Raw genomic sequence first — 14,375 nt, 5'->3', positions numbered from 1 at the left:
TATTAGTTGCGCAACGATCACGACGCAGTCGGAGAGAGGCAGACGGGCGGAGCCTCGTCGGGGTGAGTCGACTCGCCGACATGCGACATATATCATTTCTCCCTTCAAAATCCGCGGATTTCGCTAACCAGGATTGACACGGGAATTAGGCATTTCCTGCTAAATTTTGATACACGGTACAAGCGATTGGGTATTGCTGTTAACGGTATTCGGAGACTTGGACGGCTTCGGGTGCTAAATGGCTTGATGCGGGCAGGCCTATAGTAAAAACAGATCCGCTGCCTTCCTCGCTATCAATGGTAATATAGCCGCCGAGCGCCTCAATATGGCTTTTGACCAAAAATAAGCCCAGTCCCTTACCTTCAATATTTAAATTGAACCTTTTATAGGGCTTAAAAATGCTGTCCCGGTGTTTTATTAAATCAATGCCTATGCCGTTATCTTCTACGGTAACTATGGTACCTGTAACATCATCAACAATAGTGATAGTTACGCGTGGCGAATTGTTTGATCGGTATTTGATGGCGTTGCTCACCAGGTTATAAAATACACTGTACAAATAAGCCTTATGCGAGTAAATGATATGCGAGCCGCCGTGTATAGAAACCTCGACCTCCGTATGGTATATAACATCTTCAAGGTCGGTAACTACCTGGGCTATCAATGCGTTTAAATCAATTTTTTCTTTGGTAAGGGCTGTCGAGCCATCGGTGATGGATACAATTTGGCTTAAGTCTTTTATAACGCTATCCAGCCTGTTCACTACAATTTTTAAATCGTGTGTACATTTGGCTACCGTGTCGGGGTCGTCGCTATCCAGTTCCAATAAATTGGTTATCCCCATGATATTTGCCACCGGCGACCGCAGGTTATGCGATACAATGTATCCAAACTGGTTAAGCTCCTTGTTACGTTCATATAAATCGCCGGCAAACAGTTTAAGCTCCAGTTCTGCCTTTTTTTGTTCGGTAACATCGCGCTGAATGGCCACATAGTGGGTTAAAATGCCCTTGTCGTCCATTACCGGATTAATAGAAAAGTTTGCCCAAAACTCTTCTCCGTTTTTTTTGTAGCTGATGGTGGTAATTTCGCATGGTCTACTTTTACGTAAGGCTATACCCAGGCGCCGCAATTCGGCCACGTCCGATTTTGGGCCTTGCAATATCAGTGGCGTTTTACCCATTACTTCATCGGCATTATAACCCGTCATCCTGGTAAATGCTTCGTTTACATAAACAATGTGCGGTCCCAATCCATCAAACATGTTGGCATCGGTAATTAAAACAGCATCGGTAGTGTGCGTTATTACAGATTGGATTAGTTTTAAATGGTGCACTTCTGTTTTACGTTTGGTAATATCATGCATAGCGCCTACCATCCTTATGGCTTTACCTTTTGCGTTGCGTATGACAAATCCCCTGTCAACAACATAAGCGTAAGTGCCATCGGCTTTCCGGTAGCGGTATTCGTCTTTCCATTTGGTTTCGGTTCCGTCAATTACGGCGTAAATGCCTTTTATTAATTGATCTATATCTTCGGGATGTATATGGTTTGTCCATGAACTGATGTTGCGTTGAATGCTTTCGCTGTTATATCCAAAAATAATTTCGAAGCCCTCGCCCCAATATAAGTTGTCATTTTCCAAATCCCAATCCCAAATAGCGTCTGAAGTTGCCTTGGTTACATAATTATAGCGCAGGTTAATTTCTTCCAGCGATAACGATAAAAGCTTCCGGGGCGTAATATCCTGCACCGTTCCCCGGAAAACTGCCGGCTGATTGCTGTTACCGGCAACCAGTTTGCCAATTTCATGTACCCATTTCATCGATCCATCGGGCAAAATAATACGGTATTCAAAATCTATTTCCCTGGCGTTATTTACGGCAAAGGCCTGCTCCCGGGCAAACCGCTCCCTGTCATCGGGGTGAATGGTTTTATAAAACAGGCTGTAATCGGCCGCGAACGAATCCCTGTCGGCCCCCCAAATGGTATATACCTCGTCAGACCAGTACCTGTTTTTGCCATCCAATTGTACCTGCCAATAGCCTAACCCGGCAATTTTTGTAGCAATACGTAGCTTCTCTTCCGAGTTTTTTAGTTCGTTTTCTGCTTTTAGCTTCTCTGTTATATCATTTATGAGTACCAGTGAAGCTTTGCGGCCATTAAACTCAATGACATGACCGGTAACTTCAACGTGTATCAGATCGCCGTTTTTTTTAAGGTGCCGCCAGTTTTTTTTGTGGATGGAGCCATAAGATGCTTCACTTTTTGTGGCTTCATTAATAAGGGCGATATCTTCCGGGGGGCGTACCTGCCTGATGTTTAACTTTAAAAACTCCTCCCTGCTATAGCCATATTTTATCAATGCTTCTTCATTGCAATCCACTATCTGCAGGGTTTCAAAATCCCAGATAAACATGGGCGATGGGTTGTTATCAAAAAGGAGCTTGTATTTTTTTTCAGATTCGGTTAAGGCTGCTTCCTTGTTTTTTTGATCGGATATATCGCTAAAAGCAATAACTATTCCTTTAAAAATGCCATTATCAATAATTGGACTTGAGGAATGCCTGATATTGAACGCCGATCCATCGGCCCTCCGGTAAACATGGTCAAGATTGTGTTGTCCGTTAACGGCCTTATTTACGGTGCATATGGCGCATTCGCTTTCGGGGTATACGTTACCATTTATATGATGATAATGGATAAGGCTATGCATGTTTTTGCCAATGCAGGCCTGGCGCGGGTAGCCAAGCATCTTTGTGGCGGCCTGGTTAATAAATATACAATTGCCTTGGGTATCAATGCCATAGACGCCCCTGTTCAGGGTATCAACAATTTGCTCAAAGTTTAAATCGTGCTGTTCGGCAGGCATCCCGTATATTCGTTTACTAATTGGCTTCTGCCTTTTTTACGCAGGTTAAACGCAACTTGTTGTTATTGTTTGCATTTTAGTAACCGGCCGGTTATAACAGGAGGTGTTTATAAACAGGTTTATTATATTATTGATAATGGCCGGGTTGGCAAATATTAATTATTAAAACAAATGTAACCTTTGTTTAAGCGGTGCGTACAAATCAAAAATGATTAAATTATGGATATTGTTGTAATACTGGGTGCCATACTATTGGGTTTAGGTATTTTATTAATAGCGGCTATTCTGTTTTTTAGCGGGGTAAAATATATTCAAAGAAAATATTACCCCACCTGGAAATTTCCGGATTATATTAGCGTGGGATATGCCGAATACCTGTACAGGAAGTATATAAAAAGAAGTAAATCTTAACCCTGAAATCCAAACCTGCCCTGCAAGATTTAAATTAAAAGATAAGGTGAAGGCTATCCGCCCGCCACAAGTGCATAGCACCCTGAATGGGGGCGGTTTTTATTAATTATTGTTATTGCTGCTGCCTTCCTTTAAATCATCATTATTGATGGTTTTTTTAGGTTTTTTGGGCTTTTGAACAGACATGCCACCAAATTTATAAGTAAACGTTACCTCGATGCTGCGGTTGTGCATTATGTTTACGGCATTCTGGTTAATGTTGCCCGAATTAACAACGGTAGGTATTCTGAAGCCGTTAGTCAGAAAGTTATCTGCGCCAATGCCAATGCTGCCTTTTTTGTTGGCAAACTTCCTGTTAAAACTTAAATTATATACTCCGAAACTTCCCTGGTAACCCTGTAGCTGTATTTGGCGCGAACGGTGGAAGGCAAATGCCTGTACCGAGTACTTGTCTGACAGGTCATAGCTGCCAAATATGCGGTAGTTGGCCACCCAGCCATGGTTGGATGCCCGGAAAAGCGGATCGGGGTCCTGGTTATCCAAATCAAGGTAATACATATCAAGGCCGCCATTAAGGCTTAGCTTGCTGGTGAGGGTAAGGTTGGCCGATAGGCTCATACCATAGGCATTTTGCTTGCCCAAATTTTGATAGCTGGTTTTTATGGTATCGCCGCTGCTTGTCCGGATGGTTTGGATAGCATCGTTGGTATTGCGCATAAATGCCGAAATATTGAAATGGTTGCTTTTAATATTGGTGCTGTAGGCCAGTTCAAAATTGTTGGTAAACTCGGGCTGCAGGCCAGGGTTACCGCTGGTTATATTCAGTGGGTTGGATGCCTGGATATTGGGGTTTAAAAACTCGATGGATGGGCGCTGAATGCGGCGGTTGTAGCCCAGTTTAATCATATCGCCATTATCAAACTTTTTGCTGATGTTGAGGCTGGGTACCAGTATGCCATAGTTGGGAATGGTAACTGCCTGCCCGCTCAGGAAATCGGCGCTGATGGAGGTATACTCGTACCGGGTACCTGCTTTAATGGTATAATTCTTAAAAGGGTTAAAGGTAAATGATAAATATCCCGATGCCACATTTTGCTTGTAGTTAAACGCGTTTGACAGGCTGGCCGATGATACCGGCTGATAATTTAGTGAGCCGTCGGCTGCCGACAGGTACGTGTAATCGCTGGTTACTGTTCTGATAATATCCTTGGCGCCAAATTCCAGCAGCTGGTTTTTGGCAAGCGGTGTTTGGTAATCGGCCTCCAGGGTAAGCTCCTTATTAACGCTGTTGTTATTATTTTTTAATCCGCCAATTGACGATCCATCGCTTTGATCAAGAAAAATACTTTCAAAATTATTGTGGCGGTTATTCTGGCTGTACTCTGTCAGGAAGCTGAATTCGCGCTCGGGCTTTTTGCCGGTGAGGGTATAGGTTAACGTAGCATCAACCGAAGTGGAGTTGTTGGTGATATTGTTTTTTTGTAGGGACGAACCGGTAAGTACGTCATTCAGATAGCTATTGGTCAAAAAGTTATCCTGTACAGTTGGGTGGTTGTTGGCGCCAAATACCACGCCAAGGCTAAGTGAATTGTGCTCGTTAATATCATAATCAACCCCCGCGTTATAACGGGCAAACAAAAATTTATTATGCGTATTGGCCGATTGTGTGGTGAGCAGGGCATCGCCCGAGGTAAGGCTGGTTATGGTTTGGCTATTGTTAAACTCGCCGGGGATATTGTAACCTGTACGGCCAAAACCACCCAACGAAAAAGTGAGCTTTCCTGTTTTGTAGCCGCCGTTAAGGCCCAGGTCGGCGCCGCGTGTGCCGGCTGCCGAGTTTAAGTTTAGCGTAAGCCCCTGCAGTGTGTTTTGTCTCAGGATGATGTTGATGATTCCGCCCGATCCTTCTGCATCGTATTTGGCCGATGGCGAAGTGATCACCTCCACGCTTTTGATCAAATCGGCGGGGATTTGCTTTAATGCGTCAGATACGCTTGCCGAAGCCATGGCCGAGGGCTTGCCATTGATAAGCACTTTAATGTTTGCGCTGCCACGCACGCTCACATTACCGTCAAGGTCAACCGATACCATGGGTACGCGTTTCATTACATCTGTGGCATCGCCGCCGCGGGCAGTCAGGTCGTTTTCGGCGTTGTATACGGTGCGGTCTATCTTCTCTTCAATCAATGCTTTTTTGCCGGTAACCTGTACTTCTTTCAACAGCTTACTATCGGGACTGAGTAATATACGGCCCAGTTTAAGCATGCCGCCATCTACTTTAATATTGGCGATGGTTTTATTGGCATAGCCCAAAAAGTTTATCCTTAAGCGGTAAGTGCCGGCAGGTAATTTATCAATAGTAAATTTACCGTCGGTGGCGGTTATGGTGCCGTTTACAACCTTGTTACTTGCCTGGTCAAAAACAGATACGGTAGCATAATCTACCGGTTTCTGGCTCACCGAATCGATAACAGTACCGGTAATTCCCGTACCTGCATCGGTAATTAGGTTAGCAGCCTTTACCATGGTGAAAGGTAAAAGGAACAAGAGCAGGAATTGTAATTTTAGTTTCATGCCCCAAATAAAAACCAATACAACCGTTTGGTAAAACGCGATAGACGGGCGTAAAGAAATAATCGACCACGGGGCAAATCACCGGGATGTAGGGGTGTTTAAGTATAGCGGGTAGCGCTTCATCGGCACAAATGGGCGATTGGTCGATAATTTCGATTAACCGGCTATGTTAATGGATAGTGATGTTTCGTATGTTCAAGATCAGCGAGCTTTTGTTTTAGTGCATTGCTCCAGTATGTCGACGCAATTGGGCAATGAGAAAAAAACTTTATCTATTTTTGTACTGATGAGTTATAACATAGGTACTGCAAAGCTGGAGGAAAACATTACTATCAACGATTACCTCCAATACCCCATCTGGATGAATGCTTTTAATGTGGAGGGGGCTACCGACCAGCAATATTATCAGCGCCCAGTTATTAACACTACAAATGTTACTGCTGATATGGTTGATCCTTTTATCACTTTAAAAATAAAAGATACTGCTTACTATGTTGCTGCCCAATACTATTTCCCTTCCCAAATATTAACTAAAATAGCGGTATGGGCGGCGGATGGCTGGGCGCTTTTTGAGAGTATACCCGAATTGCAGGCTCCTATCCTGTTAGTTGCTGTACCAATGATTGATGGGGTAGCAAACGTTACTTTTGAGGTTAATGTTGAATTGGATTATGGTGTTAAACTGCCGTAAGCGCGCTCTCTTGCCACAATTCTTTTGTTTTTAAAGCTTTAATGTTCGAATAAATATATTTATTACATTGATGGCATGCTTTAAAAACACTTTAATATTAAAAGCTGTAATACATATATTGGCGCGTATAGATATTTGTTGTAACCAATAATGTATTTAAACGTTTAATTTAATAAATAATTTAACGCGAAGCTAATGCGGCACGGAGCTTTACGGATAGCCCTTATTTATATCATTATTAGTTTGCTCTGGATCACTTTTAGCGATCGTTTGCTGTTTTATCTGGAGCATAACTTTACCGGCGAACAGGTTTTATTCATTAGCAGTGCCAAAGGGTATTTTTTTGTAATTGCCGGCGGGGTGTTTTTGCATTACCTGATAAAAAAGAACGACGCAAAGCTTAAGCAAGGCGAAACCCAGTACCGCAATATGTACGAGGCTAACCCGGTGCCTATGTGGATATATGACGAAGCCCTTAATATAGTTTCGGTTAATGACGCCGCCGTGATCACATACGGTTACAGCAGGGCCGAGTTTTTAACAAAAAGTATCCACGATATCCGCCCGCCCGAAGATGCCGGAAAGGCGATCGAGGCGGCCGGGGGCTTAGCGCCCAATCTGAATTTAAGCGGTACGTGGCGGCATATCAAAAAGGATGGCAGCATTATCCAGGTAAGCGTTACATCGCATAAAATAACTTTCAACAACAACCCCAATATACTGGTAATGGTGCGGGATATGACCGAACAGCTATTATTTGAGCAGCGGTTAGAAAAAATAAACCAGGACATTTCAAACAAGAAACAAAATTTAAGAGAAACGCAGCTGATATCAAAGGTGGGCGGCTGGGAGTATTTTCCGGATACCCGGAAGCTGCTATGGTCGGATGAGTTGTACACGCTTACTGGTATTAGCCAGGATGATGAGCGGGAGCCTTTTGATATTTACCTGGAGCATATTTTTCCTGAGGACAGGCCAATGATGATGGCCGGGCTTAACGATTTGATGACCAATGGCAAAACCCTTGATGTAACCCACCGCACTAAAGTGCTTAACGGCGAAACCCGGTATATGCGGCAATTGGCCCGTTTAGAAACGGTACCGGGCATGCCACTAAAAGTAATTGGCTCGATGCAGGACATTACCGAGCTTAAGGAACTTGAAGTAGAAAAAAACAGGCATTTAAGCAACCTTGAAAATACCCTGAACAGCATTAGCGATGCCTTTTTTGCCCTGGATTACAACATGTGCATCACCCGTATTAACCAGGCTTTTAAAGATATCCTTGACGGAAAATTTACCAAAATTGTTGGCGAAAGTATTTTTACGCTCTTCCCCAAAGAGAGGAACCGTATGTACCCTTATTATCAAAAAGCGCTGGAAGAGCGTGTAATTGTACGGATGGAAGAGTATTCGCTGGTGTTAAACAAATGGATCAGGCTGGCCGCCTACCCAACGGATGACGGCGTGGCAGTTTATTTTTCGGACATAACCGAAAATAAATTGAAAGATATTAAGCTTAAAGAAGCCGTAGAGCGGTATGAACTGTTGGCGCAGGCTACCAAAGATGTGATTTACGATTTAAATATACCTGCCGATACCATTGTTTACAATGCCAGCTTAACCCAGCTTATTGATGTTTCTTATGAGCAAATAACCTATAACCTGGAGTGGTGGCGTAGTTTGATCCATCCCGATGATGTTGCCGAAGTAGTAACAAGCCAGCAAAAAATTAAAAGGGAAGGTAAAACCAACTGGGCTTGCGAGTACCGTATAAATTGCGGCAATGGCATATATAAGTATATTATGGACCAGGGATACTTTATTTATAACGAACAAAAGGAACCTGTAAGGCTGATAGGCGTTATTAAGGATATTAACGATTTAAAACAATCTATCCAGGAAAATAAACGGCAGAATGAATTTTTAAAAGAGGTGGCCTGGCTAAGCTCGCATGAGATAAGGCGACCGGTGGCAACCATGTTGGGCCTGATGTACCTGGTAGATATAGCCGAAAGCAATGAGGAGAAAGAAGAAGCACTTGAATTGCTAAAAGTTACTATCAACGAGATGGACGGCATCGTTCACCTGATTCACAACAAAATTAATGATGCTGTTGATTTATCGTAACAGATTATAACAGGCCCGGGGCCTTTATGCAATAAAAAATCCCCCGGCAATTAAGCCGCGGGGATTCAATCAACGAAACCTATAACAAAGTTTTTGTATTACTGTCGCGTCAACGATAAATTGACGGATAGTCTTTAGCCCAAAGTCTTAAGTTCTAAGCCAAAAAAAATTCAACTTTAGACTTACGACTTAGTACTGTTGACTTAACACTACCAGAACTTGGCATAAAGCATGGTAAGTAATAACAGCGTAACTATAATTAATGCCAGGGTTTGTTTATCAACCTTAAACATAGCACGCGGAATATCAAAAGCTTTAGGATTGATTTTTGGCCCGGCCAGGCTGATGATCACCATCACAATAATGGTAAACATGAACGATAGGCCCATACAAATCAGGAATGGAATTTCCCAGCCACCTTTGCCATTAGGGAAGGCTGTGTACAGGATGGTTTCGTGACCAAATAAAGCCGGTGCATAGTTATTAAACAGTACCGACATAGCAAAGCCGGTAAGGATACCCGCGATGGCTGCCGCGCCTGTAGTACGTTTCCAGAAGAACCCTAAAATGAATATGGCGAAGATACCCGGGCTGATAAAGCCGGTGTATTTTTGGATAAAGGTAAAGCCACCTTCGCCGCCAATACCTAAAAGATCTTTCCAGGTAAGGATGATGGAGAATATAAGGGCAGCAAGAATCGTGAGCTTACCCACCCAAACCATCTTTTTCTCGTCGGCATCCTTAACCATGTGCTTTTTATAAATATCCAGCGTAAAAATGGTAGATATACTGTTGGCTTTACCAGCCAATGAAGCCACAATAGCCGCAGTAAGCGCCGCTACCGAAAGGCCTTTAAGCCCGGTAGGCAAAAAGCCCAATATAGCCGAGTACGCATTATCCGAATTGAAATGTCCACCCGATGCCATTTCGTGTTGCAAGCCACCATTTTTGTATAATACATAAGCTGCAATACCCGGTATTACCACAATGATAGGCATGGCCAGTTTCATCAAACCGGCAAACAGGATGCCTGTACGTGCGGTTTTTAAATCGGCACCTAAAGCACGTTGGGTAATGTATTGGTTACAGCCCCAGTAGTTCAGGTTCACAATCCATTGGCCTGCAAAATACATGGCTATGCCCGGTAGTGCCAGGTACTTGGTAATTTCGGCTTGTGGCGCGTCTGGTTTTGGTTTAGCCATCATCATTTTAAAGTGCTCGGGCGAGTCTTTAAACATCATTTTTAAACCGGCTATAGCATCTTTGCCTAAACCAAAATGATCGCTCACCAGCGTTAAGGCTATGTAAGTGGTAGCCAGGCCACCTATTACAAGCACCAATACCTGTATTACATCGGTAAAGCCAATAACCTTCATACCGCCAAGGGTAATGAATAAGGCAAACACAGCCAGCGCAATGATGATATTGTGCATCGAGCTAATGTCGCCGCCTATCAGGTTATTAATGGCCAGTGCGCCCAGGTATAATATACTGGTAAGGTTAACAAATACGTATAAAAACAACCAGAAGATGGCCATAATAAAGCTCACCGTTTCGTTATACCGTGTATGCAAAAACTGCGGCATCGTGAAAATCTTGTTCTTCAGGTATACCGGGATAAACCATACGGCCACTATAATGAGCGCTATTGCTGCCACCCACTCGTAAGCCGCCACAGCTAAACCAACCGCGAAACCTTGTCCGCTGGTGCCGATAAATTGCTCGGCCGAAATGTTGGATGCAATAAGCGAGGCCCCGATGGCCCACCAGGTAAGCGAACCCTCGGCCAAAAAGAAATCATGACTCGCCGATATGCTGGCCTTTTTTTTGCGGCTGTACACCCAGTAACCATAACTGGATACCACAATAAAATAGATCACGAATATGACGTAATCAATGGTTGAAAATTTGTTCATAAATTGGGTTTAAATTTGTTTTATTGTATTTCGTTCTCTCTTTTGCTTTTTTATATAAAACACACAACCTGAATCCCATCGTGGGTTGTGTGTTTAGTATTATTGTTTTTAAACTATTGTCATCCTGAGGTACGAAGGATCTATTCTACGCCATGCCTGATCGACAGAACAGTTCGCGAATAGATGCTTCGTACCTACCCATGACAAGTTTCATTTTCTGTCATCCTGAGCGATAGCGAAGGATCTATTGTAAGCCATGCATAACCGATAGAAAAGTTTGTGAATAGATCCTTCGTACCTCAGCATGACAGTATTTTATTACTGTTTGTTATAATCCTTAATCCTTCAATCCTTACTTCCCCGGGCGTTGCCTTTGGCCCGGGCTATCCGCTCATACTGCACAGGCCTTAATCACGGGCCGGTATCCGCTGCTATCCCTAACGCGGAAACTTCGTTATAAATATGTCATTGCGAGCGTAGCGCGGCAACCTCGTTGCATGCACAGCGGATCTGCACAGTTCGCGATTGCCGCGCTACGCTCGCAATGACATGGTTGTTGTGAGGCTCTAAAGCCGACATGTCATCCCTTTTTTTTCAGGATCATCCTGATATGTCCTCGCAATGACATCATTCGTTTTATCGCTCGTATAACACACCCCTGCCCCCGCACTTTTCCATCCCGCCCCCTCTCAAGAGGGGAACTAAAAATAAAGCTGCAAATCAAAGCCCTCTCCTTTGGAGAGGAGTTAGGTGAGGCTTCTTCTTCCTATTTATAAGCAACCTCGTTCCACAAAATCTCATTTCTGAATTGTGGTATGGTTGTGTCCTTGCCAATCCTTAAAAATTCAATGCCCGCCATATCAGCAAAATCCTGCATATGCTCGGCTGTTAAATTCTGGCTGTAAGCGGTATGGTGAGCGCCGCCGCCGTAAATCCAGGCTGCACAGCCGGTTTTCATGTCGGGCAGTGGTTTCCAAAGTACACGGGCTACAGGCAGGTTTGGCAGGTCTTCAACCGGTTCAACGGCTTCAACCTCGTTCACCAGCAGGCGGAAACGGTTGCCCATATCCACAATTGATGCATTTAGCGCTGCACCGCCGGCCACGTTAAATACCAAACGCGCGGGATCGGCTTTGCCGCCAATTCCCAGCGGGTGAACTTCTAACGATGCCTGGCCATTAGCTAATGACGCGTCAACCTCCAGCATATGCGATCCTAATACCAACGCATTGTTAGGGTCAAAATGGTAGGTATAATCTTCCATGAAGGCGTTACCGCCTGGCAGGCCGGCACCCATCACTTTAAATGCGCGTACCAGGGCCGCAGTTTTCCAATCGCCTTCGCCGGCAAAGCCAAAGCCATCGGCCATCAGGCGCTGGGCGGCAATACCTGGCAGCTGGATCATGCCGTGCAGGTCTTCAAACGTATCCGAGAAGCCTTTAAAGCCTCCGTCAACCAAAAATTTGCGCAACCCCAACTCAATCTTAGCGGCATCATATACCGACTGATGTTTAGCCCCGCCTTTTTTAAGGTCGTCGGCCATGGTGTAGGTGGCCTCATATTCTTCTATCAGTTCGCTAACCGATTCTTCGCTTATCGCGTTAATCACCGCAACCAGGTCGCCGATACCATAAGTATTTACCGAGAAACCGAATTTTAATTCAGCCTCTACTTTATCGCCATCGGTAACGGCTACAAAACGCATGTTATCGCCGAAGCGTACAAATTTGGCGCCTTGCCAGTCGTACCAGCCGGCAGCAGCGCGGGTCCAGGTTTCAATCTGGGCCAAGGCTTCGGGATCTTGCCAGTGGCCAACAACCACCTTACGGTTCATGCGCATACGCGACACCATAAAACCAAACTCGCGGTCGCCATGGGCGCTTTGGTTCAGGTTCATGAAATCCATATCTATACTGCTCCATGGAATATCGCGGTTATATTGGGTATGCAGGTGCAGCATCGGTTTTTTAAGGATGCTTAACCCACGGATCCACATTTTAGCCGGGCTAAATGTGTGCATCCAGGTAATGATACCGATACAGTTTTCGGCCACGTTGGCAGCCTGCAGGGTTTCATAAATTTCTTCAGTCGATTTTACAACAGGTTTGTAAACCACACGAACGGGGATATTGCCGGTAGCATCAATGCCTGCAGCTATTTCCTGCGAGTGTTCGGCAACTTTTTTCAGCGTTTCTTCCCCATATAAGTTTTGGCTTCCTGTAATAAACCAAACTTCAAATTTTTTAAGATCGATCATTTTATAATTAGTGATTTATTGAATTAATGAATTATTGAGTCATTGTATTATTAAATTACTGCTTGATTAACTATTGAATAAAAAATTAAAATCGCGATACATGCTTGTTAATGGTTTTATATTCAATAATTCAGTCAATCAATAATTCAATAATTATTATTTTGCCGGCGATAACCTTAATAACGTCGCGCCGTGCAGGTTAATGTTTTGCTGGTAAGTTTTATTAAACTGGCCAACATCTTGTTTTTTCCACAAGTCGCGCACCTTTACTTTGCCTTTAAGGCCCAATGCAGCAAAATCAACCGCAACGCCTTTATTTACATCGCCAATGTTAAAAAGGGCCACGTAAACATCTTTGCTGCCGGGGATGGTGGAATACCAAACCATGGCGCCATCTTTTTTATACAACTGTTTGGGATTGGCCCCTTTTTGGTTGGCTGCCAAAACCTCATCGTTGGTAAATAGCTTTAGTTCAAAGTCGCGGTTCTCGGGCATGTTGCCGCCAATCATTAACGGCGAGCGGAAAATGCTCCAAAAGGTCATGTGGGTAATTTCTTCATCCTGGGTAAAGCGGCTGTAGCGCTCCTGCCCAACAGGGCCGCGTTTACTTAGCTTGCCAATTTGTATCATATCGCAATCGGGCCAATGACCGGGGCCGCTTACACCTTCCCAGCTTTTGGCATAATCAAACATGTGCAATATCTCTTTCCAGTTATCCCAAAAATCATCGGCCATGCGCCACATATTGGCATATTGGGTAGCGTGTGCCGCCTGTGCAACCGGAGTTTCGCCCGGCGAAAGGCTTAATACTATCGGCCTGCCACAATTTTGAATGGCTTTTTGGTAGCCTTCCACCTCGGCATTACTATAAGGGCGCGATAGGTCATCTACCTTAATAAAATCTACGCCCCATGAGGCATATAATTCTAAAATAGAGTTAAGATATTCCTGCGCACCGGGCTTTTTCATGTCCAGTCCGTACATGTGGTTCATCCAGGGGCATTTGCTGTTGGTATCGGCCACCATATCGGCAGTGATACCGTTGGTGCCTTTAACAGGTGATTTTGACCAGTATGCTTGCCTTGGAATACCACGCATTACGTGGATGCCAAATTTTAATCCTTTGGCGTGTACGTAATCGCTTAAAGGCTTAAAGCCATTGCCTCCAAAAGCCGAAGGGAATTTGGTAGGCTGCGGCGTTAAACGTCCCCATTGGTCCATAGTAAGCCAGGGCACATAGGAGCCATCCTGCAAGCGTAATTGAAACGGGTTACCAATATTGCTGCCCGGCGGGTTATCGTACGACCATAAAAAATCGACCACAATGTACTCCCAGCCATGTTGCTTCAGGTTTTGGGCCATATAGTCGGTATTGGCCTTTACTTCATCCTCATGTACAGCCGAGCCGAAGCAGTTATAGCTGTTCCAACCCATAGGCGGCGTAGCAGCAACGGTTTGTGCCGATGATGCCTGTGCTCCCAGCAGACCGGCTGCCAGTATAATGATATAGCGTAATGATTTCAT

At 44.3% G+C, this 14,375-nt stretch carries 8 protein-coding genes; 3 read left to right on the top strand and 5 right to left on the bottom strand.

What is annotated here, in order from left to right:
* Window positions 1–199: 199 nt before the first annotated feature.
* Window positions 200–2,872, bottom strand: a complete 2,673-nt coding sequence (locus ACFGVS_RS16895) for a PAS domain-containing sensor histidine kinase (RefSeq protein ID WP_439694831.1) — start codon at window positions 2,870–2,872, stop codon at window positions 200–202.
* Between the two features lie 219 nt (window positions 2,873–3,091).
* Here ACFGVS_RS16895 and ACFGVS_RS16890 point away from each other — a divergent pair, with 219 nt between their 5' ends.
* Window positions 3,092–3,283, top strand: a complete 192-nt coding sequence (locus ACFGVS_RS16890) for a hypothetical protein (RefSeq protein WP_090640963.1) — start codon at window positions 3,092–3,094, stop codon at window positions 3,281–3,283.
* Window positions 3,284–3,385: 102 nt separating this feature from the next.
* On the opposite strand, the gene ACFGVS_RS16885 is transcribed toward ACFGVS_RS16890, so the two are convergent.
* The gene (locus ACFGVS_RS16885; RefSeq protein WP_439694830.1) at window positions 3,386–5,857 is read right to left on the bottom strand and encodes a TonB-dependent receptor domain-containing protein; all 2,472 of its coding nucleotides are present in this window, start codon (window positions 5,855–5,857) and stop codon (window positions 3,386–3,388) included.
* A gap of 286 nt (window positions 5,858–6,143) precedes the next feature.
* Between ACFGVS_RS16885 and ACFGVS_RS16880 the strand changes: the two genes are divergently transcribed.
* Together ACFGVS_RS16880 and ACFGVS_RS16875 are read left to right on the top strand one after the other, a co-directional pair.
* Entirely contained in the window at window positions 6,144–6,548 is a 405-nt protein-coding gene (locus ACFGVS_RS16880; protein WP_439694829.1) for a hypothetical protein, read from the top strand.
* A gap of 195 nt (window positions 6,549–6,743) precedes the next feature.
* Complete coding sequence (locus ACFGVS_RS16875) at window positions 6,744–8,678, top strand: PAS domain-containing protein (protein ID WP_439694828.1); 1,935 nt, start codon at window positions 6,744–6,746, stop codon at window positions 8,676–8,678.
* A 209-nt stretch (window positions 8,679–8,887) separates the two neighbouring features.
* On the opposite strand, the gene ACFGVS_RS16870 is transcribed toward ACFGVS_RS16875, so the two are convergent.
* The 3 genes from ACFGVS_RS16870 to ACFGVS_RS16860 form a co-directional block, all read right to left on the bottom strand.
* Window positions 8,888–10,594, bottom strand: coding sequence for a sodium:solute symporter family transporter (locus ACFGVS_RS16870; protein WP_439694827.1), 1,707 nt, complete (start codon window positions 10,592–10,594; stop codon window positions 8,888–8,890).
* 766 nt (window positions 10,595–11,360) lie between these two features.
* A complete protein-coding gene (gene araA, locus ACFGVS_RS16865; RefSeq protein WP_439694826.1) occupies window positions 11,361–12,851 on the bottom strand; it encodes an L-arabinose isomerase in 1,491 nt (496 codons plus the stop codon).
* Between the two features lie 156 nt (window positions 12,852–13,007).
* A complete protein-coding gene (locus ACFGVS_RS16860; protein ID WP_439694825.1) occupies window positions 13,008–14,375 on the bottom strand; it encodes a glycoside hydrolase family 27 protein in 1,368 nt (455 codons plus the stop codon).

This window comes from Mucilaginibacter sediminis (assembly GCF_051903035.1).
Lineage (GTDB): Bacteria > Bacteroidota > Bacteroidia > Sphingobacteriales > Sphingobacteriaceae > Mucilaginibacter.
The sequence above is the reverse complement of the archived record's forward strand: the minus strand, read 5'-3'. Positions and strand labels throughout refer to the sequence as shown.